The following is a 21,011-nucleotide window of genomic DNA, read 5'->3' as shown; positions in this document are numbered from 1 at the left end:
GGACAAATCGCCCTTGTGGCGTGGCACGGTGGACCGGCCGGTCCGCGGCCGGGCACCGGCCGACCGCCTGCCACGAGGAGGATCCGTGCCGCATGCCGCCCAGGCCGTCCCACCCGCCGAGGTTGCCGTTGCGGGTCGTAGGGCCCGTGCTCCTCGTGCCGCTCGTGCGGCCCGGGCCCGAACTGTCCGGGGATCCCGCGTACATCGTGCCGTGGCCTTGCTCGCGCTCCTCGTCCTGGCCGCGACCGGGTGTGCGACGGGCGGAGGGACGCCCGGGGGCGCGCGGAGCGGGCGGCCCGACGCGCAGGCCGACGCGGCGGGCGGGGGCCAGGACCGTACGGGCGCCGACGGTGCGCCGGCGTCGTCGGCCGCCGACCGGTCGGCCGGAGCTCCGCGGGCCGCCCCGGACCCACGGCTCGGCCGGGGCGCGCCCCCGGCTGCCCCGGCTGCCGAGCCCGCCTTGCCGCCGGCCTTCAACACCGTGCCGACGCCCGTCGCCGACACCCTGGTACGCGGCACCGCGTCGTCCGGCCGCACGGTGGCGCTCACGTTCGACGACGGGCCCAGCAGCGAGTGGACGCCGCAGGTGCTGGCCCTCCTCGACCGCTACGACGCCAAGGCGACGTTCTGCGTCGTCGGCGAGCAGGCCCGCGAACACCCGGACCTCCTGCGCACGATCGTCGCCAAGGGCCATCAGCTCTGCGACCACTCCGAGACCCACGACGAGCGCATCGCCCGGCTGCCCCAGGCGCAGCTGAGGTCGCAGATCACGATGGCGCGGGACGCGATCCTCAAGGCCGTGCCCGGCGTGCGCATCCCGTGGTTCCGTTCCCCGGGCGGCAGCTGGACCGCGGCGGTCCGCGGCACGGCGGCGTCCTTCGGCATGAAGCCGCTGGACTGGTCGGTCGACAGCCGCGATTGGGAGCGCGGCGGCGCCGACCGGATCCTCGCGACGGTCAAGCGCGAACTGCGGCCCGGCGGCGTGGTGCTCATGCACGACGCGGGCGGTGACCGCGAGCAGACCGTCGCGGCGCTGACGAAGCTCCTGCCGTGGCTGGTCGCCCAGGGGTACCGCTTCGACTTCCCGGCATAGCGGGCGGCGGTCGCGTACCGCCGCGCGACGCGGCCCGGTTGGGGGGAGTCGCGGCGTCGGGTGTCGCGGCTTCAGGTCGCGCCGTCAGCCGTCAGTCGTCGCCGCGGCGGCAGCGGTCGAGCCAGTCGGCGGCGTCCGCGAACTCCGGGTCCGAGGTACCGCGCCGCACCTGCGGGCGCACGCCGTCGGCCCGGGGGTAGGAGCCCAGGAACCGCACCGCGGCACACACCCGGCGCAGCCCCATCAGGGCCTCGCCGACCCGGGCGTCCGCGATGTGACCCTCGGCCTCGATCGCGAAGAAGTAGTGGCCGAGTCCGTCGCCGGTGGGCCGGGACTGGATGTGGTCGAGGTTGACGCCGCGTACCGCGAACTCCTGGAGGATCTCCAGCAGCGCGCCCGCGTGGTCGTCGACGATGAACGCGACGACGGACGTACGGTCGGCGCCGGTCGGCGCGACGACCGATCCAGGGCGCCGCACCTGCACGAACCGGGTCACCGCGCCCTCGACGTCGTGGATGTCGGTGACCAGGGGCACCAGGCCGTACCGCGCGGCGGCGAACTCGCCCGCGAGCGCGGCGTCGTACCGCCCCTCCTGGACCAGGCGCGCGGCGTCGGCGTTGGACGCGGCGGAGGACCAGTGCGCGTCCGGCAGGTTCGCGGCCAGCCAGCGGCGCACCTGCGGCTGCGCGTGGGAGTGGCTGGAGACCGTCTTGATGTCCTCGAACGCCGTGCCGGGGCGCACCAGCAGCGCGAACGAGATCGGCAACAGGATCTCGCGCTCGATGAGCAGCGGTTCGCCGGTCGCCAGCTCGTCGAGGGTGATGGAGACCGAGCCCTCGACCGAGTTCTCCAGGGGAACGACGGCTCCGTCCGCCTCACCGCGGCGCACCGCGTCGAGCGCGGCCGGCACCGAGGCCATCGGAATCGACACGGCCTCGCCGGCCCCGGGCAGGGTACGCAGCGCAGCCTCGGTAAAGGTCCCCTCGGGTCCGAGATAGGTCCAACGAGGGGCACCGGCCGAGGCACTGGGAGACATGTCGGCCACTGTAGCCCGCTTCCGGAGCCCACCCGTCCGCATGGCAGCCCACCCCCGCCCCGCCTGCCGCGGTGTGCTCCGCGGGGATCCCCCGACCACGGCCTACCGTCCTCCTATGAGCGAGCCCATGATCGTCGCGGCGTCACTGCTGCCGGTGACGCCCGCGCTCGGCGGGGTGGTCGCAGGTCTGCTGCTCGCCGCGGTGCTGGTCGCGGCCCTGGCCCACCTCGGACACGGGCGCGGCATCCTCGTGGCCGGCGTACGCGCCGCGCTGCAACTGCTTGTCGTCTCCGCGGTCATCAGCCACGTCGTCGACCGCTGGTGGGCGACCCTGCTCTTCGTCGCGCTCATGTACGCGGTGGCGGCCGTCACCGCTTCCGGCCGCGTCACCGGCACCCGCGTCGACGTCTGGGTGGCCCTGACCCTGCTCGCCGCCACGCTTCCGGTGCTCGGGCTGCTGGCGGCCACCGGGCTGATCCCCTTCGACGGCCTCGTGGTGATCCCGATCGCCGGCAGCCAGCTCGGTGGCGCGCTCACCGCGACCGTGCTGGCGGGCCGCCGCTCGCTCGAAGAACTGGAGACCCGGCGCGGCGAGGTGGAGGCGGCGCTGTCGCTGGGGTTCTCCGATCGGGACGCCCGCCTGGAGATCTGCCGCCCGGCGGCCTCCGGTGCGCTGATCCCCGCTCTCGACCAGACCCGCACCGTCGGCCTCGTGACGCTGCCCGGGGCGTTCGTCGGGATGCTGTTGGGCGGTGCGTCCCCGGTGGACGCGGGTGCGGTGCAACTCTTCGTCCTCGTCGCGCTGTTGGCGACCGAGGCCGTCGCCGTCGCGGCCGTCCTCGAGTGCGTCGCCCGCGGGCTCGTCATGCGGCCGCAGACGAACAGCCGGACAAGCTAGTGCTGTGACCGGAAAGGTTCACCGGTTCTCGCCGCCCAGCACGGCGCCTCGCGGCGTTGCGGACCCTCGCGGGTACGACCGAGTACGAGCTTCGGGCCCGCGCCTTGCGATGCACCGCACTGAACGACGAGAACCGGCAAACCTTCCCGGCCACAGCACTAGGCGAATTCCGGGGTGCGCTTGTGGATCCCCGTGTGTGGCTGTGGAAAACCCGGGTCATTGTTGGGGATAAGCCGGGGAAGGGCTGTGGATAAACCAGGAGTTCGCCATTCTTTTCGGTGAATGATCAGCCAACCGACCGTTCTGTCGGAGTTCTCGGGCTAGCTTCGCACCAGGCGTTCGCAGCACGCCCGTCGCCCGTACGCACTGCGGGTGGCCCGTCCGTTCCGCCGCGTCGGAACCGACCGTCCCGGAGTCGCCGATGATGCGCGCCGACCCCGCAGCCCTGCGTGCCGCCTCGGCGGGCGCACAACACCTCGCCGCCGAACTCCCCGTGCTGGCCGACGACGTCGTGTCCAGCGCACAGGCGGTGTCCGCCGGATGCCCCGGGTTCGCGACCGGCGCCGCGCTCGTCGCCGTCGCCGACGCGTGGCGGGCCCGACTCGCCGCGGTAGGCGAGGCGTTCGCGAATACCGCCGCCGTGCTCACCGCGACGGCCGACAGCGACGAGAGTGCCGATCGCGCCGCCGCCGAGGTGTTCGACGGAGCGGTGCGCTGACCGCGGCGTACTGACGGCGACGCACTGACCGCCGGGTCTGACCGTCGCGTACTGACTGTCGCGTACTGGCCCGCCCTGGACCGAGCCGCGATGAACCGACCGCTGCCTCGAACACGCCGACCAGAAACCGGAGTAGGTGATGACGCCGTGGTGATCCTGTGGTGACGCTGGCCCAGCTCCGCGACGCGGGCTTCAACGCCCTCGACGCGGCGGCCCGCGACTGGACCGCCCTCGCCGTGGATCTCGACGGCGCGGGCGCACGCACCGCGTCCGGCGTCGCGGGTCCGCTGCTCGCCTCGGGCTGGACCGGAGCCGACGCCGACGCGGGGTACCGGTCCCTGGACCGGCAGGACACCGAGCTGCGGCTCGCGGCCCAAGAGGCGTGCGGTGTGGGGCCGTTGGTCGAGACCGCCGCGACCGAGCTGCGGTCGGCGCAGAGTTCGCTCGTCGCGCTGCTCGCCGACGCCTCGCGGTACGGACTCGCGGTGGCCGACGACGGCCGCGTCACCCCGCCGCCCGGTGCCGAGGCCACCGAGGAGGCGCGCGCGACCCGGTTGGCCGCCGCCATCACCGACGTCCTCGCCCGTGCCGCCGAGGCCGACGCATTTCTCGGTGACGCGGTCGGCCACCTGGCGCCCGACGCGGTACGCGACGGGATGGACCGCTGGGCGGACGCCGTCGCCGACGGACGCATGGTCGCCATGCTGGCGGGCATCGACGCGTCCCGCATCCCGCAGGGCGGCCCCGAGGCCGTACGGGCGTGGTGGGACGCCCTGCCGGAGAGCGACCGTCGGCGGTTCCTGGTGGCGTGCCCCGAGATCCTCGGCGGCCTCGACGGACTGCCGGCCGTCGTACGCGATCGGGCGAACCGCGTCGTCCTCGGCGCCACCGAGGACGCCTTGCGCAAGGAACTCGCCGCCGAACAAGCGAAGTTGGCTGGCGTCACCGGAGGAACCCGGGGTTCCGGCGTACGGTTCGCGGTGCGGATCGACGAACTGTCCGCCCGTCTGGGCGCGATCGAGGCACTGCGATCCCGCCTGGACTTCGCCCCCGACGGTCCCGGTACGGCCGTCTCCTACTTGCTGGGTTTCTCCGCCAAGGGAGACGGCAGGGCGGTCGTCGCGGTCGGTGATCCCGACCGGGCCCGCAACACCGCCGTGTTCGTCCCCGGCATGGGCGTGGGCATCGAGGACGCCCACAAAGAGGTCGACCGCGTACGCGCCCTGTGGACGGCCGCCCGCGATGCCGGAGGCCGCGACACGTCGACCATCACATGGCTCGGCTACGACACCCCCGACTCGCTCACCCACGCGCTCAACCCCGAGCAGGCCAAAGACGCGGCGCCTCAACTCGGCAAGTTCGTGAGCGGTCTACGGGCGACCCACGACCCCGCGGCGGGAGGCCACGTCACGGTGATCGGCCACAGTTACGGCTCGCTCGTCGTCGGCGAGGCGGCGCGTGGCCCGGGCGGCTTGCGGGCGGACGACATCGTGGCCGTCGGCAGCCCCGGCATGCACGCCCACGACGCGGCGCAGTTCGGGGTGGGCCGCGAGCACGTGTGGGTCGCACGCGCCGAGGGTGACCACGTACCGGTGCTCGGTGGGATGGCCTACACAGCGCCGGTCATCGGAGTCACCCCTGACGACCGCGAGTTCGGCGCGAACCGGTTCACCACCGACGGGGCCCGCGGCCACAGCGGTTATTGGAATCCCAAGCACCCGGACAGCCTCGACAACCAGGCCGCCATCATCACCGGCCAGTACGACCGAGTGCAGCTCATGTGGGGCGCGGCGCCGCCACCGCGCGAATAGCCGGTGGGCCGCGCCCGGTCACCCGCAACTACCGGGCAGCTACCGGCAATTGCCCACTGCGTCACGCCTCCAGCAGCTCTTGTCCCACATACCTGCCCTCCGGGCAGCCCGGTGGGGCGACGAACAATCCGCTGGTCTCGTGCCGGACGAACGCCGACAGGGCGTCGCCTCGGGCGAGTTTCTGCTGCACCGGGACGAAACCCTGGCGGGGGTCGGCCTGCCAGGCGATGAACAGCAGGCCGGCGTCCGGGGTTCCGTCCGGGCGGAAGCCGTCGTGGTAGGAGTAGCCGCGGCGGAGCATGGTCGCGTCGCGGTTGAACTCCGGGGCGGATACCCGGATGTGGGCGTTCTCGGCGATGACGAGTCGGCCGTCGGGCCCGCGCTTGCCGTAGTCGGGTTCGGTGCGTTCGTCGCCGCCGGTGACCGGCGCGCCGGTGTCCTTGCGGCGGCCGATGACGTGCTCCTGGGCCGGGACGTCCAGGTCGTCCCAGGCGTCGAGCAGCATGCGGATACGGCGGACCACGACGTACGAGCCGCCGCGCGCCCACGCCGCGCCGCCGGCCGCGCCCTCGTCCCCGATGAAGATCTTCGCGTCGAAGTCCGCGTCCCCGGTCTGCGGGTTGCCGGTGCCGTCGACCTGGCCCATCAGGTTGCGGTGCGTCATCGGCCGCGGCGTCGCGCCGGGGGAGCGGGTGAAGCCGGTCATCTGCCACCGCACCCGAGCGATGCCCCGGGCGAGCCGCTGGAGGGTGCGTACCGCGTGGAAGCACACCAGGGCGTCGTCGCCGCACACCTGGACCAGCAGGTCACCGTCGCTGCGTGTGGCGTCCAACTCCTCGTCGGGGAACGACGGGAGCGCCTTCAGCGCGCCGGGGCGGCGGTCGGCCAGTCCCAGCTTGTCGAACAGCGAGCCGCCGAACCCGAAGGTGGCGGTCAGCGACGAAGGGCCCGCGTCGAGCGCCACCTGCCCGTCGGCGTCCGGGCGTTCGCCCCTGCCGAGGCGGGCCGCGGTGTCCGACCACCGCCGCATCAGGGCGGCGGTCCCGGCCCGGTCGGTGCCCGGCTCCAAGTCGTACGCGACGAGCACGGTACGCGCCTGCGCGGGGGTCGTGATGCCCGGCTGGCGCGTCCCGTGGAACGGCACCGCCGTCGTGCCGAGCGACGTGAGCCGGGCACCCGAACCCCCGTCGTCGGAGGCCATGGACGCGCCGACGGCGCCGCCCGTGGCCCCCACGACCAGGCCGCCGGCCCCGGCCGCCCCGGCCGCGCCCAGCAGACGCCGCCGGGACAGGCCCGAACCGTTCTCCCCGTCCTGCTTCTTCTTCGCCATGCTCAGCGCACCTTCAACGGAACGGTCACGATGGCCCGGTCGATGTCGGTCGTGCGTACCGCGATCGAGACCTGCCAGGTGCCGGCCAGCGGCAGCGACACGCCCTGCGCACGCCACTGCCCGGGGGCGATGTGCTCGACCGGCACGACGATGGCGTCGATCTGCTTGTCCGGCAGCGCGACGGTGACGGTGACCTCCGGCGGGTCGACCGGATTGCGCAGCGGATCGCGGACGAACACGTCGATCGTGTTGACCCCCGCCTTCGCCGGGTCGATCGCCACGTCGACGATGCCCTTGCCGGCCGAGCCGCCCGCGTCGAACGGCGTGCTGCCCGAGGCGATGCGCGGCTTGGCGGCCTCTTCGCGGGCGTACGCGGTACGTGCGGGCTCGGTGTTCACCAGCACCGTCGTCACCGCGATCACCGCGATCGCGAGCGCCGCCTCCGCCGCCACTGCGCGCCGGATCGTCTGCTTGCGCCCCATGGGGTCGCCCGCCCGCGCGCCGGCGCTCGCCCGCAGACGGGCCTGGAGCCAGCGGCGGGCGGTCCATGCCGCCGCGATCATCAGCGTGACGAAGTTTGCCTTGAGGATGAGCAGCAGGCCGAACGTCGTGGAGAACAGTGCGTCGAAGGAGCCGACCTGCCGCCACGACGCGTACACGCCGGTGACGATCAGCACGGAGACGCAGATCATCGCGATCTTCGAGAACCACGCCACAGTCGGCACGTCGAGGGCACCGGGCAGTTCCTCGCCGTCCTCGTCGCGCTCCGTGCCGAACAGCAGGAGGACCATGACGGCCAGGCCGCCGAGCCAGGTGCCCATCGCCAGGAGGTGCACGATGTCGGCGGTGACCGCGAGCGGCGCCTGCATGCCAACCGACGCGTGGTCCGACAGCGACCACGTAGCCGCGAGGCCCGCGGACAGCAGGACCCAGGCGGCGCCCAGCACTTGGCGTCTGCGGCGGCCGGCACCGGGGAGCACCGCGACCAGGTAGCCGAGCAGTGCCCCGGCGGCACCCAGGACGAGGATGCGGACCGAGAGAGCACGGCCGAGCTTCGTCTCCAGCGTCGCGCGCAGCACGTCGAGGTCGAACGCGGAGGAGAAGGGCAGCGCCGAGGCCTTGGGCCCGTACAACATCAGGGCCGCGAGGGTGGACACCAGCAGACCCGCCCACGACGCGAACAGCAGCATCCACACCCGGAACCGGCCGACCGCCGCGGGCCGCAGCGCGACCAGGAACAGCACCGATCCCGCGAGCAGCGCGTACGAGGCGAACGCGAGGCCGCGCGCCAACCCGTCGACGAACGTCACCGACGAATCCGCGCCCTGCGAACCGATGTTCGCGGACGACGCCGAGGCGCGCACGATGTTGAACGTGAACGCCCCCGCGATCGGGTGCGAGTCCTCCGACACCACGCGCCACGCGACCGTGTACGTCCCCGGCGCCAGGCCCGGGGACAGCTTCACGGTGACCGTCGACGGCCCGCCGATGCCGTGTTCCGCGTCACCGGTGTCGACCCGCTTGCCCTGCGGGTCGAGGACCTTGACGCCGCCGAGCCCGGTCTCCACACCCTCGGTGAAGCGCAGCGTCACGGTCGCGGGCGCGGTCGGCACCGTCGACTCGGCGGCGGGGTTGCTGGAGTCCAGTTCCGCGTGCGCCGACGCGGGGCCCGCGCCGCCGACCACCAGGGCGGCCAGCAGCACGGGCAGCGCGAGGAGCCGGGTGAGCAGCCGACGCCGCGGGGCCGTCCGACGGCCGGTGGTCGGCGTCGCCGGGACCCCGTCCGCGACGGCGTCGGCCTCCGTGACGCCGACCACCGTGACGTCGGCCCGCATGACCTCAGCCGCCATGGCCCGTGTGGTCCTCGGTCGTGGCGCCCGGCTGACCCGTGGAAGCGGTCGTACCGCCGGCGTCGCCGGGCCGTTCGGCGATACCGAGGACCGGCACGCGCACGGTGATCGGCGCGGACTTCTCGAAGGTCAGCGTCACGTCGACGGTGTCGCCCTTCTTCAGGGGTCGGGTGGTCTCCTCGAACATGATGTGCGCACCGCCGCGTCCCAGGACGCCCTTGCCGTGCGCCGGGATGTCGATCGCCTCGACCTGCTGCATGCGGTTGTCGACGGTCTGGTGCAGCGTCGCGCTCGGTGCGATGTCGGTGGTCACCGACACGAGGCGGTCGGCTGTCCCGCCGTCGTTCTGCAGGACCAGGTAGCCCGCGGCCATGCCGCCCTTCACCGGCTGCGGGATGTACGGGTCGACGACCTTGACCTGCGGTCCGGCCGCCGACTCGGCGGCCGGACGGTCGGACTTCCCCGAGCCGTCCGACGCGCACGCGACCAGGCCGACTCCCGCGCCGACCGCGAGCACGCCGCCCGCGACCAGGGCCACCGCCCGGCGGGGGTGCCGGAGTTCGGCGTACCTCATGACGTGCCGCCCTCCGGACGGATCAGGATCGGCAGGTCGTGGGCGAAGCTCTCCGCGGTGCTGCCGGCCGGGGTGCCGTCGGGGTTCATGCCGACGCTCGCCAGGTAGATCACCCGGGCGACGTTGTCCGGCGAGTACGCGATCACCTGCGTTCCGTGCGTGCTGGTGACCTTGCCGTCCGCGGCGACCTGCGGCGGGTCGATGTTCACGCCGACGCTCTTCGCGGCCGCGGTGATCTGGTCGAACGGTCCGGTCAGACCGACGAACGAGGGGTCGATCGCGTGCAGCCACTCGCCGAGTTCGTCCGGGGTGTCGCGCTCCGGGTCGGTGGTCACGAACACCACGTTGACGTTGGCGCGGTCCTCGGGCGAGATCTTGGTCAGTGCCAGGGCGATGTCGCCCATGGTGGTGGGGCACACGTCGGGGCAGTGCGTGTAGCCGAAGTACAGCAGGGTGACCTTCCCGGCGGTCTTCGCCTTGAAGTCGTACGCCTGCCCCGACGTGTCCGTCAGCGTGAGAACGGGCTTCTCCAGCGTTCTGCCCAGTTCGGTGCCCCGGTACTTGGAGGGCGGCCCGGACGAAACGATCTTCACCGCGCCGCCGTTGCCCGCCGGCGATTCCGCGGAGCCGGAGTCGGAGCAGCCGGTGGCGAGCATCAGGCCCGCCGCCGCAAGTGCCGCGGTCCGCACTAGTGCCTTGCGCATGGTTCTCCCGTTCACGTGACGGTCGTGCTGGAACTGGTACTAGTTCGCGGTCCGCCGGGAGCCGCGGGTGATGCCGAAGACGCCCACGGCCACGCCGAGGGCGCCGACGACCAGGCCCGCGATGCCGAGCGCACGGGCGGTGGAGTCACTGCTCTTGTCGTCCGAGGACGACGCGGCGGCGGTCAGGTTCTGGTCCGCCGCACCGGTGCCGGACTTGGCGCCGGCCTGGTCGGCGGCGGGGCTCGCCGCCGGGGCCGCCGCGCCGCCCTTGGGCACGAGCTTCAGCGTCGGGGCGGGCTTCTCCGGCTCCTTGCCGTCCGCGCCGGGCACGTCGATCCAGCGCACGACGTCGCCGTTGTCGTAGGTCTGGAGTGCCTTGAAGACCAACTTGTCCGTGTCGGTGGGCAGTTGGCCCATCGACACCTCGAAATCCTCGTACTGGCCCGGGTTGATGCGCACGCCCGGGTTGGCGGTCCAGGTCACCTTGGCGACCGCCTCGGTGATCTGCTTGCCGTGCGAGGTGATCGGGGTGGCCAGCGGCTTCTTCTCGACCGTCGCGGTCCACCCGGCCAAGGGGCGGGTGCGCACCGAGGTGAGCGGCTTGTCCTCGGGGAGGTTGATCTCCAGCTTGGTGGTGCCCGCGCTGTCGTTCTCGTTCGGCACGCGGAACGTGACGCCCGCGTAGCCGCCCTGCTCGGCCTGGGTGGGCTGCACCGAGACGTGCGCGGACGCGGGTGCGGCGAGCGCGAGTACGGCGGCGGTCGACACGGCCGCGAGCACGGCGGCGCGACGGCGGATGGTGGTGGGCTGCATGGTCGTAACTCCGTGGATGGGCGCACGCCCGCGCAGCCCGTGACAGCGGGCCGGGGCATGCGGGACCGGGGCCCGGACCTCGGTCTGCGAGGTGCGGGCGGGGCAGGAAGCGCGGTACGGAGTCCGCCTGCCGTCCGGTCCAGGCCGTGCGGCCGCTACGGCCGAACGGGTGAAACCGCGCGTTCCGCCCGGGGCGGCGCGCTCAGCAGGCGGTGGCGAACGTGGGCGGCCCGCGGCGTACGACGTCGTGGCGCAGGTGTGCGGTACGCGGCCTCGCGGCGGTACGCCCGACCCGGCGCGCGGCCGACGGCACGTACCCCGCGGGCACCGTGCCGAACAGCAGCGCCAGCACCGCGCGCAGCGGCGCGACCGCCACCGCGTGCAGTCGGCGCAGGACCCCGAACAACGCGGCCTCACCGCGCCGCAGCCACCACGCGGCGGCCAGGGCGGCGGCAAGGTGCGCCGCGAGCATGCCGAAGCCGCCGTCGAACAGCATCGGCCCGGCGCCGTGCGCGGCGTCGGCCGCCGGGACCGAGGTCGGCAGCGCGCCCGCCGCGTCCGGGTCGAGCCCGGCCGCGGCCACGATGTCGCGGGCCGACCAGCCCGGCGGAAGGATGATGTGCCCGGACGCGTCGCGGCCGCCGCACAGCAGCCGGTCCAGCACGCTCAGCGGCGCGGTGCCGCCCGCATGCCCGCTCATGGCGGTCGCCGAGGCGGCCATGCCGAAGCTGAAGAGAGTGTGCAGCGCCACCTGGCCGACGGCGAGGAGGGCGGCGATCCCGGCCCACGAGCGCTCGCGCCCGGCGGCGGCGTACGCGACGGCGAAGACCCCGGCGAACCCGGCGGCCACCGTCCACACGGGCAGCGCTTCGCTGGTCATGAAGGCGTGTCCGGCCGCCGACAGCACGACGCACACCGCGGCGAAAACGGCGGCGCGCGCGGCGCGGAGGGGACGGGACACGGCAAGCATGACGCCCCATGGTCTCACCGCGCCGGAACGCCCTGAACGCAGGTCCCCGTTCGGGCGCGGTGGCCGGATTCGGCCCTCGCCGCGGACGGCCGGAGGCGGCCGGGCACGGGACGCTCCCTCGCAACTCCCTCAAAGGTCCGTCAAAGTCCGTTCCGGCTGATACGGGCGGCCGCAATCGGGGAAAAATTCAATTGTTGACTTTCAGTGGGATTTGGGTATATGCGCTGAGTCTCCTATTCCGAGACGTCAGACGTCGGCGGACAACAGCGACTGTCGGCCGATATCACCCGAGATCTTGAATGCGAACCTCTGAGCGGAGGCCCGTTCATGGACATGCGGTGGACCGTCCACCTGCCCCGGGAGACAGCGAGCGTCCCCATGGTGAGACGCCTGCTGATGGGTGCCATGGAGACCGCCGGAGTCGATCCCGGAGTGGCCGCCGAAATCGGTCTCGCCCTCTCCGAGGCGTGCGCGAACGTCGTCGAGCACGCGAAGAGCACCAACCCCGACGCGGAATTCGAGGTCAGGGCCGGGATCGTGGGCAACCGCTGCCGCGTCGAGGTCAGCGACGCCGGCCCGGGCTTCAGCCCCGAACGCCTCGGCACGCCGCTGCACCACGTCGCCGCGCCGGGCGCCGAGAGCGGCCGCGGACTGCTCCTCATCGAGGCGATGAGCGACCGCGTGCAGCTCCGCAACCACCCGCGCAAGGGTGCCGTGATCCGCTTCGAGAAGTCCCTGCGCTGGCGCAAGGACGCGCTGCTGCCGGTCTGACACCTTCCGGCCCCCGCCCCGCCCGGCTGCCCGGGCCGCCCCGAGTCCGCCCCGCCCGCCCGGCCGCAGGTTGCCCAGTGGCCGCCCCCGGCTCCGCATAGCCTGGTGCCCGCACCGCACCGGACCGTACGAGGAGCCCCGACGTGACGCCCCGCCCCGCCAGGCCCCTCTTCAGCGCGCCCGGCCCGCGTACGCCCGACCGACCGGCGTCCCGCCTCGCGGTGTCCCCTCTCCCCCCGGTATCCCGTCTCCAGGGATCTCGTCGCTCGGAACCGCGTGCCCTGGTACGCCGCCGTGTGGTGCCCGTCCTGTTTCTGCTGCTGGCCGCCCTTCTCGCGGGCGGCGGCACCGCCGCGGCGGCCGCCCCGGCCGCTGCGTCCGCGCCTGCCGCGACCGCCGCCGAGCCGAACGCCGACCACGTCGTGTTCGTCGGCGTACCCGGCCTCCTGTGGTCCGACATCACCCCCGAGGGCACCCCGAACCTCGAGGTGCTCACCGGACGCTCGTCGACGGCCGCCCTCTCGTTGCGCACGGTCGAGAAGACCACCTGCCCGACCGACGGTTGGCTGACCGCCGGTTCCGGCGCCCGGTCCACCGCCAAGCGCACGGACGGCGCGTGCGGCCCGCTGCCCGTCCCGGTCACGGCCGCCGACGGGACCCTCACGGTGCCCGATTTGCCGCGCATCGCCGACCACAACGACAAGTTCTCGTACGACCCGCAGTTCGGATCGGTCGCGAGAGCCGCGGTCGGTGCCGGGCTGTGCGTGACCGCGGTCGGCCCCGGTGCGGCGGTCGCCACGGCCGACGCCGACGGCCGCAGCCCGGCCGGCTACCTGGCCGACCCCGCGGCGCTCGACCGCGCGGCGATGACCCGCTGCGCGCTCACCCTCGTGGACCTCGGCGCGGTGGCCGCCGCGGCACCCGGCGCCGACGGATCCGGTACGCCGGCCCGCGCCGACCGGATGCGCGCCGTCGACGCCGCCGTCGGACGCATCGCCGCCGAACTGCCGCCGCGCGCCGAACTGGTCGTCGCCGGCATCGCGGACGACGGGACCACCCCGCATCTGCGCGTCCTGCTCGCGTCCGGCCCCGACGGGCGTTTCGGATCCGGCCTGCTGACGTCCACCTCGACGCGCTACGACGGCATGGCCCAGCTCACCGACATCGCCCCCAGCCTGCTCGCCCCCCTCGGTGTCGCGAAGCCCGACAAGCTGGTCGGCGCGGCGGTCACCCGGACCGGCGGTCCGACGGGCGCGGCCGCCGTGGACGAGTTGGACCGCCTGGACGTCGGGGCGCAGGCCGCACGTACGGTCCGCGAGGTCTACCAGTTCTACACATGGCTGACGCTCGTGCCGATCCTGCTGTTCGCCTGCGGCATCGCCGGTGCGGTGCGCATGCGCCGCCGCGGGGCCCCGGCGGTGGCGCGGCGCCGGCTCTACCGGGGCCTCCATGGGGTGGCGATCGCGGCGGGTTCCGTCCCGGCCGCCACCTTCCTGGTCGGGCTGTTCCCGTGGACCGAGACCGGGAACCCGGAGGCCGCGACGATCGGGATCTCGCTCGCGGGTGCGGCGGTGCTCACGGCTCTGGCGCTCGCCGGCCCCTGGCGGCGGCACCCGTACGGCCCGGCCGGGTTCGTGGCGGCGGCGACCTTCGTGATCCTCGCGGGCGACGTGGTCACCGGCTCGCACCTCCAGATGAACACCCTGTTCGGGCTCTCCCCGCTGGTGGCGGGCCGCTTCTACGGCTTCGGCAACGTGGCGTGGTCGGTGTACGGCATGGCCGTGCTGCTGGCGGCGGCATGGCCGGTGGGCCACCTGCTCGCGAAGGCCGGACAGCAGCCCGGGCCGGTCGACCCCGCCGACACTGCTACTGACACTGCCACTTCCGCTGCGACCGACACCGCGACCGCCGCCCACGCCGACGCGCACGCCGACACCGCCGACACCGCGTCCGTCGGCACGGACCGTGCCGCCCACCCCGCGGCATCCGGGCGGCGTACCGCCTTGATCGTCCTCGGCGTGTGCGCGCTGGTCGCCATCGTTGTCGACGGATGGCCCGCGTTCGGCAGCGACTTCGGCGGCGTCCTCGCGCTCGTCCCCGGCTTCGCGGTGCTCGGCCTGCTGCTCACCGGGACCCGCATCTCATGGGCCAAGGCCGGTCTGGTCGCCCTCACGGCCGTGGTCGTGGTCGGGGTCATCGCGGTGCTCGACTGGATGCGCCCCGACGAAAGCCGTTCGCACCTGGGCCGGTTCGTGCAGGACGTGGTCGACGGCGAGGCCGGCACCGTGCTGCGCCGCAAGATCATGGACAACCTCGGGTCGTTCGACAACGTGGTCGCCTTCCTGATCCCGGTGCTGATGGCGCTCCTGCTCGTCGCGGTGCTCACGCCGCCGAGGCTGCGCGCGACCGCGCTGCCGCCCGCATACGCCCGTGTGCCGTGGCTGCGCCCGGTGCTCATCGCGTGCTGGGTGACCGCGGTCGTCGGCTACGCGGTCAACGACTCGGGCATCCAGATCCCGTCCATCGCCCTGCTGATCGCGGTGCCGCTGGGTGCGGCCGTCCTGGCGTCGGTCGCCGCCGAGGAGGCGGAGGACGCCTCAGGAACGCGTGACGGAGGTCTTGGGAGCGTCGGCGGCGGGGCCGGTGGCGGTGGTGCCGCGGCGCGCGCGCAGGCCGAGCCACACGGCGCCGAGTAGCAGGGCGATGCCGGCGTACGGCCCGACGTCCGCCCGCAGCGTCCGGGCGAACGACTCGACGCCGTCCGGCAGCGGGACCGCCCGGCCGGGCACGTAGGCGCACACGAGCACCGTCGTACGCGCCAGCAGCAGCCCGTCGACCGCCGTCCCGCCCAGCAGCACGAGCGGCGCCCAGGCGGCCAGGTCGTACCAGGGCAGGCTGTACGGCGCGGTCAGCAGCCACGCGACGGCCAGCAGCGCGGCCACCCCCGCCGCGTCCCGCACCGCCGAGTCGGCGACCGGCGAACGCCCCGCCGCCCGCGCCACGACCGGCGCCAGCAGCCACGCCACCAGCACCAGCGACAGCCACCCGATCAGCCCGATCAGCGTCCGGGCGGTGTCGTCGTCGAGCGCGGACTCCAGCGGCTTGACGGTCAGGCGCAGCGGCATGGCCAGCGAGACGAGCTTGCTGTTCTCCCGCATCTGGTCGAACGCCTGGGTGCCGAGCGGGAGATAGGCGAGCACGCCGACCGCGAGTCCGGAGCCGAGCATGGCCCCGAGGTCGCGACGGCGGCCGCGCAGCGCCCAGGCGAGCGCGAGGACGTACAGGCCGAGGGTGATCTTCGCGGCGCAGGCGACGCCGACGAACACGCCCGCGAGGGCGGGGGAGCGGCGTACCGCGACGAGCGCGGCGGCGGCGAAGGCGACCGCGAGCGCGTCGAGATGGCCCGCGTTGACCCCGACGAAGAGCAGCAGCGGGTTGAGCCCCCACAGCAGCGCGATCCGGGCCCGGGCGCGGTCGTCGTCCGCGACCGCGTGTTGCAGCAGCAGACCCGTGGCGACGAAGGCGGCCATGCCGATCAGGGTCAGCACGAGGACCGTCGTATGCGGCGACGTGCCGCCCAGCTTGGCGGCGAACCACTGCTCGGCGGTCGCCACCGGGCCGTACACCGACGGGGTGTCCTGCCAGGGCGCCTCCACCGCGCGGCCCACCGGGTCCCCGTCGGCGGCCAGGTCGAGGGCGGTGTCGCGGTACGGGTTGCCGCCGGTGGCGGCGAGACGCCCGTACGCCGCGTACACCAGGTGGTCGGCCGAACCCATCGGCGGCACCAGCACCGCCGCGAACGCGGCTGCCGCACCTGCCGCGGTGAGCCGCCGCGGGTCCGGCGACCACCCCGCGCGCAGCGCGAGCATCGCCAGGCCCAGGCCGGCCGCGCCCAGCAGCGCGGACCCCAGCAGCAGCCCGGTGACCAGTGCGGCGGAGGGGTCGAAGGACAGGTTGTACGGCGGCAGCCAGCCGGGCCCGCCGGGCAGCGGCGGCTGGGCCGCACTCGTCCCGAGCAGGCCGGTCAGGAGCAGGAGGGCGATGCCGAGCGTGAGGCATACGAGTGACGCCCGGCTCTGACCTGCGTACTCATGTTTCACGTGAAACAGCCCGATGAATCGACAAGCCGACGGACCGTCAACTTCCCGCTCCGGTCCGCCCCGAGTGCGGGCCCGCCTGCGCGCCCGAATCGGCGTCCGAGTCAGCTCCCGCCGCTCCCGCCGCTCCCGACGGGCCGGGGGACGGCTTGCCGCGCATCGCACCCGGCAGGGCACCCGCCGCCCCGCGTTCGGCCAGCGCGCGCGCCACGTGCGCGTACTGCCTGGCCCGGTGCACCTGGGCGGCCCAGTCCTTCCCCGTCACGCGGTGGTGCAGGTCCACCTCGACCTCGCGTACCGCGAACCCCTGGCGGACCAGGTCGATCGTGAGCCCGGTCTCGACGCCGAAGCCGGCCGCGAGGGGGAGGGCCGCGTCGAAGGCCTCGCGCGTCAGGCAGCGCTGCCCGGACAGCGGCTGCGTCGCCGCGAAACCGCTCGCCTTGCGGATGCCCTCGCGGGACGCCCGCACCACGAACCCGTGCCCGCCGCCGGCCCGCTTCTGCGGCGGCAGCACCGCGATGGTCATCGCCGCCGCCCCGCCGCGCACCGGATCGATGAGCACCGCCGCGTTCGCCGCGCTCTCCTCCAGGTCGGCGTCCAGGAAGAGCAGCAGATGCGCGGTGTCCGGCTTGTCGCGGCCCTCGCGCGCGTCGATGGCCGCGACGGCCGCCGCGCCCGTCTCCATCGCCGCCGCCTTGCCCCGGTTGCGGCCGTGCCGCACGACGATCGCGCCGGCCGCCGCCGCGGCCGCCACCGTGCGGTCGCGCGAGCCGTCGTCGACCACCACGACCAGGTCCACACCGTCCACGACGCGCGCCGCCCGGACCGTCGCGGCGATCCTGCGCTCCTCGTCGTGCGCCGGGATCACCACCGCCGTGGGCCCCGGGATCCCGGTCGCCTCGTCGGATGCGTCGCTTCCGGATGCCTGAAGTGCCATGGCAAGGGATCGTAGAACCCAGCACACCCCGTCGCGTGCCCCGCTCGCGCCGGGCGCGGCGCGGCGGCGTGCCCGGATACCCCGAAACGGGTACAAAGAAAGTGGAGGTTGTCACAACCTCCTGCGGAACCTTGCGGCGTGACGAATCGTCATTGCAGAAGAGAAGAGCTGATCGGGTGTATCGGCCGCGCAAGGCCGATGGACTTCGAGGTTTGGCGGATGGCCCGGAGCGGGCCAGGGGGCGCCCGTCGCCCCGCGCCGTGGACACCGCGCGAGTGCTCCGCCCATCCGCGCCAGGGCGCGCCATATCCCGCCACCCGGTGAGCCCGTGGTGCGCTGCCAAGTACCTCCGGGCGCCCGCAGACCAGCGCCAAGCGCACGCAATGCCCAGTAGTTCAGCAGTTTCCGGCAGTTTCCGGCAGGCTCACGGAAGGGAACGAGCGCCATGCTGCGCGAACTCCTCGGAAAGCGACGTAGGGAACGCTCCGCACTGCTGTCCGCCGCGCTGGCGTGCGCGCAGTGGAACTGGCCCGTGGTCCCCGGGGCCGGTCTCGACCGGTGGGCCTGCACGTGCAGCTGCGGCCGTGACGACTGCCCGCTGCCGGGCGCGCATCCGGATCCACCCGCCGCGCCGGACGGCAGCGGCAGGTCACCGGGTACCACCGGCAGGCCGCCGATTCTCGCCGCGACCACTGACGAGCGCATGGTGCGGTGGTGGTGGAGCCGGTTCCCGGACGCCCCCGTCGTGATGGCCACGGGCCGCCGGGTCGCCGCACTGAGCGTGCCGGAGGAGGCCGGGATCAGAGCGATGGGCCAACTGCGGATGCTCGGCGTGCGCACCGGCCCCATCGTGGCCGCGCCGGGCCGGCACGCGTTCCTCGTCGCGCCGTACGCGCTCGACGAACTCGCCGACCTCCTCGACCGCTACGGCCTCGACCGCTACGGCGCCGTGCCCTTCACCCTGCGCTGCCACGGCGACGACGGATACCTGGCGCTGCCACCCTCCCGGGTACCGGGCGGGCCGCTGCGCTGGATCGAGCCGCCCGTCGGGGAGGCGGTCCCGGGTGCCCCGGCACCGTGGCTGCCGCACGTGTCCGACCTGGTCCGCACGCTCGTCGACACCTGTCACTCGGTCACCCAGCTGCGCCGTTCGGCCTGAGACCCGGCCGGATCGCCGCCCGGCCCCCGCGGCGACCCGCCGACGGGTCGTCGTGGCGGGTGTCCGGGGCGGCCGATACGGTGCGTCGTGTTCCGCTTCCGTGGAGTCGCCGCATGACTCCCGCGAGGGGTGGGCACGGGGGTAGCGTGAGGCCATCGGGCGGCTCGGGGAGGGCGGCTATGCGTCAGCCGGACGGGTACGAGGCCGGTATCGCGGGGGAGTTCGCGGACCGCGGCGCGCGTGAACCGGACCGTGCCGCGCCCGACGACCGGTGGGACGGCTCACAGCTGCCGCCGGCCGTCTCCTGCGGACTGGAAAGCCTCGCGCGGCTCTGCGTCGACATGGACTTCGCCCTGGAGACCGCCGACCTGTCGGTCGGCAAGGTCCGGGTCGCCTACGAACGCGCCCGGCAGGACGAGTCCGGGGCCGCCTTCCAGCCCCGGACCACCGTGGCGTGGCAGCTCGAATCGCTGGTGTACGCGCACTACAACGGGATACGCCGCCTCGCGTTCGAGCGCAACGCGGCGTACGCGCTGGCCGCCGCCGCCGTGCTCCAGGCCGTCATGGACGGCCGCACACCCGGCGACGAGGACCTCGCGCCGGCCGGGGACCCCGACCACATCCGCCATGTGCTCGACGACGCGGGCGCGTTGCTGGAGATGCTGCCGCGCCCGCTCACCGGGAACAACGAGGTCGACGACGTACTCGGGCGTGCGCACCACGCCGTCCTGCGCGCGCTCGGTGCCGCGGGATCCCAGGAACTGCCGTGGAGCCAGGCACACTTGCATCTCGCCGAGCTGGTCGACGAGCTCACCGAGCTGGATCCGCCGGTCGGCACCGGCGAGCCGGGCATCAACCTCTCGCTGCGCGCGTACGCCCAGGGCTGCCACGGCGTGGTCCTCGGCATGGCTCCGGGCGGCTGGCTCGCCACCAGCCCGATGGCGGGCTGAGCGCGGGAGGGCGGGCCGCCGGAGTGGGGGCCGGGGGAGTACGGGCCGCGGGAGTACGGGGAGCGCGGCGCGGACCGGGCGTCTTCGGGAAGGTCGTCGGGACCGTGCGACAACTGTGCGAACCCGCGCGAGCGGTATGACAAGCACATCGCGAGGGCGTCCCGCGCGGCGCGAATCCGGGGCGTGGCTGTGGCAGTTCCGGGACGCGCGGTGATCGTTCGGGGCCGGTCCAGGCGATAGGCTCGGACACCAGGTGACCAGGCCCCGGAATCCGCACCGCGGACGCGGCCTTCGTGCGAGGAGACACCATGCAGCGGGCACGTACGGCACGCGTTCGCACGGCGGCGCTCGGCACGACCGTCGGGCTCTGCCTGCTCATCCCCCTCGCCGCGGCCTCCGCCGACGGATCGCACGACAAGACGCCCGGCAAGGCTCCGGTCGCGGGCGGCACGGCGACCCCGTCCGGCAGGCCTGGGCCGTCCGGCGCCCACGACTTCGGCAACGGCGTCGACCCGAGTGCGCCCGACGGTGTCGAGGCGGTCAGGCAACTCCTGGGTGCCAGCACGGCACCGTCCGCGAAGGCGTCGTCCGCCACTTCCCCCGCGGCGCCCGCCGCGGCCGCCTCGACCCCGGTGTCCAACGCGCTGTGCGGCAAGGCCGTCGAGGTCGCCGGCGGCGTCCGCGCACAGACCTGCGTCGAGCGCGAGGGCGGCGAGGTGTGGGGGCGCGTCTATTACCGCAACCCGACCGCCGAGCCGCTGCTCCTCGTCCTCGGCCTGCTGCGCCCGGACGAGGGCACCGTCGAGATGCGCTGCACCATTGCGGCGAAGTCCGGTGACGGCGTGTGCGAGACGCCGCGCCTGCGCACCGAAAGCGCGCTCGCGGAGTGGTCGGCGATCGCCGAGGTGGCCACCGAGGACGGCGCGGACAAGGTGCTGCGCGCGGGTACGGCGTCCGCGGCCGGCTGACCCGGCCGCGCTCGACCCGCGTACCCCGACCCGCCCACCCGACCCGTTCGGCGGCGCGCCCGGGGTGACGTTTCGACACGCCGCTCGGTCGGTTGTGCGGGTGGCTCGGGTTGCGTGGCTGCGCTCCGCCGACGGGGCGTCCGGCGACGGCGAGATCCGGCCGTTCGGGGGTCGTCCGTACGGCCGGAACCTGGCGTTTGCGAGGGGCCGATCGGGTGCGGAGCGGGCCGGTACCCGAACAAGAAAAGGGCCCGGCCGCTGAAGACGGGGGATGCATCAGCGGCCGGGCTGGATCAAAGGTAACAGGCAACTTCCCAGTACCCAAGTCCGGG

The 21,011-nt window shown here is 74.0% G+C and carries 18 protein-coding genes; 9 read left to right on the top strand and 9 right to left on the bottom strand.

Going from position 1 to position 21,011, the window contains the following annotated elements; genetic code table 11:
* Nucleotides 1–211 precede the first annotated feature (211 nt).
* A complete protein-coding gene (locus tag ACWD12_RS14890) occupies nt 212–1,093 on the top strand; it encodes a polysaccharide deacetylase family protein (RefSeq protein WP_450099878.1) in 882 nt (293 codons plus the stop codon).
* A gap of 91 nt (nt 1,094–1,184) precedes the next feature.
* Here ACWD12_RS14890 and pheA read toward each other — a convergent pair whose 3' ends face one another.
* Nucleotides 1,185–2,129 (bottom strand): prephenate dehydratase, encoded by a 945-nt coding sequence (gene pheA, locus ACWD12_RS14885; protein WP_450099877.1) that lies wholly within the window; start codon nt 2,127–2,129, stop codon nt 1,185–1,187.
* A gap of 115 nt (nt 2,130–2,244) precedes the next feature.
* Here pheA and ACWD12_RS14880 point away from each other — a divergent pair, with 115 nt between their 5' ends.
* From ACWD12_RS14880 to ACWD12_RS14870, 3 genes are all read left to right on the top strand, one after another.
* Nucleotides 2,245–3,027: an ABC transporter permease gene (locus ACWD12_RS14880; protein WP_450099876.1), complete on the top strand. Its 783-nt coding sequence runs from the start codon at nt 2,245–2,247 to the stop codon at nt 3,025–3,027.
* A 421-nt stretch (nt 3,028–3,448) separates the two neighbouring features.
* Nucleotides 3,449–3,745 carry a hypothetical protein gene (locus ACWD12_RS14875; RefSeq protein WP_450099875.1) on the top strand — a complete coding sequence of 99 codons (297 nt, stop codon included), beginning with the start codon at nt 3,449–3,451 and terminating at the stop codon, nt 3,743–3,745.
* Between the two features lie 158 nt (nt 3,746–3,903).
* Nucleotides 3,904–5,556 (top strand): alpha/beta hydrolase, encoded by a 1,653-nt coding sequence (locus tag ACWD12_RS14870; RefSeq protein ID WP_450099874.1) that lies wholly within the window; start codon nt 3,904–3,906, stop codon nt 5,554–5,556.
* 61 nt (nt 5,557–5,617) lie between these two features.
* Here the strand turns inward: ACWD12_RS14870 and efeB are convergent, their stop codons facing one another.
* The 6 genes from efeB to ACWD12_RS14840 form a co-directional block, all read right to left on the bottom strand.
* A complete protein-coding gene (efeB, locus tag ACWD12_RS14865; protein ID WP_450099873.1) occupies nt 5,618–6,886 on the bottom strand; it encodes an iron uptake transporter deferrochelatase/peroxidase subunit in 1,269 nt (422 codons plus the stop codon).
* 2 nt (nt 6,887–6,888) lie between these two features.
* Entirely contained in the window at nt 6,889–8,736 is a 1,848-nt protein-coding gene (locus ACWD12_RS14860; RefSeq protein ID WP_450099872.1) for a copper resistance protein CopC, read from the bottom strand.
* On the bottom strand, nt 8,726–9,310 hold the full coding sequence (locus tag ACWD12_RS14855; protein WP_450099871.1) for a copper chaperone PCu(A)C: 585 nt from the start codon (nt 9,308–9,310) through the stop codon (nt 8,726–8,728). Before ACWD12_RS14855 ends, ACWD12_RS14860 begins: the two co-directional genes overlap by 11 nt.
* On the bottom strand, nt 9,307–10,014 hold the full coding sequence (locus tag ACWD12_RS14850) for an SCO family protein (RefSeq protein WP_450099870.1): 708 nt from the start codon (nt 10,012–10,014) through the stop codon (nt 9,307–9,309). Before ACWD12_RS14850 ends, ACWD12_RS14855 begins: the two co-directional genes overlap by 4 nt.
* 39 nt (nt 10,015–10,053) lie before the next feature.
* A complete protein-coding gene (locus tag ACWD12_RS14845; protein ID WP_450099869.1) occupies nt 10,054–10,827 on the bottom strand; it encodes a YcnI family protein in 774 nt (257 codons plus the stop codon).
* Nucleotides 10,828–11,029: 202 nt separating this feature from the next.
* Nucleotides 11,030–11,797, bottom strand: a complete 768-nt coding sequence (locus tag ACWD12_RS14840) for a hypothetical protein (RefSeq protein ID WP_450099868.1) — start codon at nt 11,795–11,797, stop codon at nt 11,030–11,032.
* A 327-nt stretch (nt 11,798–12,124) separates the two neighbouring features.
* Between ACWD12_RS14840 and ACWD12_RS14835 the strand changes: the two genes are divergently transcribed.
* Together ACWD12_RS14835 and ACWD12_RS14830 are read left to right on the top strand one after the other, a co-directional pair.
* Nucleotides 12,125–12,568: an ATP-binding protein gene (locus tag ACWD12_RS14835; protein WP_358347207.1), complete on the top strand. Its 444-nt coding sequence runs from the start codon at nt 12,125–12,127 to the stop codon at nt 12,566–12,568.
* Nucleotides 12,569–12,867: 299 nt separating this feature from the next.
* A complete protein-coding gene (locus ACWD12_RS14830; protein WP_450099867.1) occupies nt 12,868–15,264 on the top strand; it encodes a hypothetical protein in 2,397 nt (798 codons plus the stop codon).
* Here ACWD12_RS14830 and ACWD12_RS14825 read toward each other — a convergent pair.
* Both ACWD12_RS14825 and ACWD12_RS14820 read right to left on the bottom strand, forming a co-directional pair.
* The gene (locus tag ACWD12_RS14825) at nt 15,166–16,668 is read right to left on the bottom strand and encodes a hypothetical protein (protein WP_450099866.1); all 1,503 of its coding nucleotides are present in this window, start codon (nt 16,666–16,668) and stop codon (nt 15,166–15,168) included. The genes ACWD12_RS14830 and ACWD12_RS14825 overlap by 99 nt on opposite strands.
* 37 nt (nt 16,669–16,705) lie before the next feature.
* A complete protein-coding gene (locus ACWD12_RS14820) occupies nt 16,706–17,602 on the bottom strand; it encodes a glycosyltransferase (RefSeq protein ID WP_450099865.1) in 897 nt (298 codons plus the stop codon).
* 445 nt (nt 17,603–18,047) lie between these two features.
* On the opposite strand from ACWD12_RS14820, the gene ACWD12_RS14815 reads away from it, so the two are divergent.
* From ACWD12_RS14815 to ACWD12_RS14805, 3 genes are all read left to right on the top strand, one after another.
* Nucleotides 18,048–18,761, top strand: coding sequence for a bifunctional DNA primase/polymerase (locus ACWD12_RS14815; protein ID WP_450099864.1), 714 nt, complete (start codon nt 18,048–18,050; stop codon nt 18,759–18,761).
* Between the two features lie 179 nt (nt 18,762–18,940).
* Nucleotides 18,941–19,711, top strand: coding sequence for a hypothetical protein (locus ACWD12_RS14810; RefSeq protein WP_450099863.1), 771 nt, complete (start codon nt 18,941–18,943; stop codon nt 19,709–19,711).
* Nucleotides 19,712–20,019: 308 nt separating this feature from the next.
* Nucleotides 20,020–20,679, top strand: a complete 660-nt coding sequence (locus ACWD12_RS14805) for a hypothetical protein (protein ID WP_450099862.1) — start codon at nt 20,020–20,022, stop codon at nt 20,677–20,679.
* Nucleotides 20,680–21,011: the final 332 nt, after the last annotated feature.

The organism is Streptodolium elevatio, from assembly GCF_053592165.1.
This window is presented reverse-complemented; position numbering and strand designations above follow the sequence as displayed.

Excerpts from the sequence above, each read along its gene's own strand:
- pheA (WP_450099877.1), bottom strand. The coding sequence starts at position 2,129 with ATGTCTCCCAGTGCCTCGGCCGGTGCCCCTCGTTGGACCTATCTCGGA.
- ACWD12_RS14880 (WP_450099876.1), top strand. The coding sequence starts at position 2,245 with ATGAGCGAGCCCATGATCGTCGCGGCGTCACTGCTGCCGGTGACGCCC.
- ACWD12_RS14875 (WP_450099875.1), top strand. The coding sequence starts at position 3,449 with ATGATGCGCGCCGACCCCGCAGCCCTGCGTGCCGCCTCGGCGGGCGCA.
- efeB (WP_450099873.1), bottom strand. The coding sequence starts at position 6,886 with ATGGCGAAGAAGAAGCAGGACGGGGAGAACGGTTCGGGCCTGTCCCGG.
- ACWD12_RS14860 (WP_450099872.1), bottom strand. The coding sequence starts at position 8,736 with ATGGCGGCTGAGGTCATGCGGGCCGACGTCACGGTGGTCGGCGTCACG.
- ACWD12_RS14855 (WP_450099871.1), bottom strand. The coding sequence starts at position 9,310 with ATGAGGTACGCCGAACTCCGGCACCCCCGCCGGGCGGTGGCCCTGGTC.
- ACWD12_RS14850 (WP_450099870.1), bottom strand. The coding sequence starts at position 10,014 with ATGCGCAAGGCACTAGTGCGGACCGCGGCACTTGCGGCGGCGGGCCTG.
- ACWD12_RS14845 (WP_450099869.1), bottom strand. The coding sequence starts at position 10,827 with ATGCAGCCCACCACCATCCGCCGTCGCGCCGCCGTGCTCGCGGCCGTG.
- ACWD12_RS14840 (WP_450099868.1), bottom strand. The coding sequence starts at position 11,797 with ATGCTTGCCGTGTCCCGTCCCCTCCGCGCCGCGCGCGCCGCCGTTTTC.
- ACWD12_RS14835 (WP_358347207.1), top strand. The coding sequence starts at position 12,125 with ATGGACATGCGGTGGACCGTCCACCTGCCCCGGGAGACAGCGAGCGTC.
- ACWD12_RS14820 (WP_450099865.1), bottom strand. The coding sequence starts at position 17,602 with ATGGCACTTCAGGCATCCGGAAGCGACGCATCCGACGAGGCGACCGGG.
- ACWD12_RS14815 (WP_450099864.1), top strand. The coding sequence starts at position 18,048 with ATGCTGCGCGAACTCCTCGGAAAGCGACGTAGGGAACGCTCCGCACTG.
- ACWD12_RS14810 (WP_450099863.1), top strand. The coding sequence starts at position 18,941 with ATGCGTCAGCCGGACGGGTACGAGGCCGGTATCGCGGGGGAGTTCGCG.
- ACWD12_RS14805 (WP_450099862.1), top strand. The coding sequence starts at position 20,020 with ATGCAGCGGGCACGTACGGCACGCGTTCGCACGGCGGCGCTCGGCACG.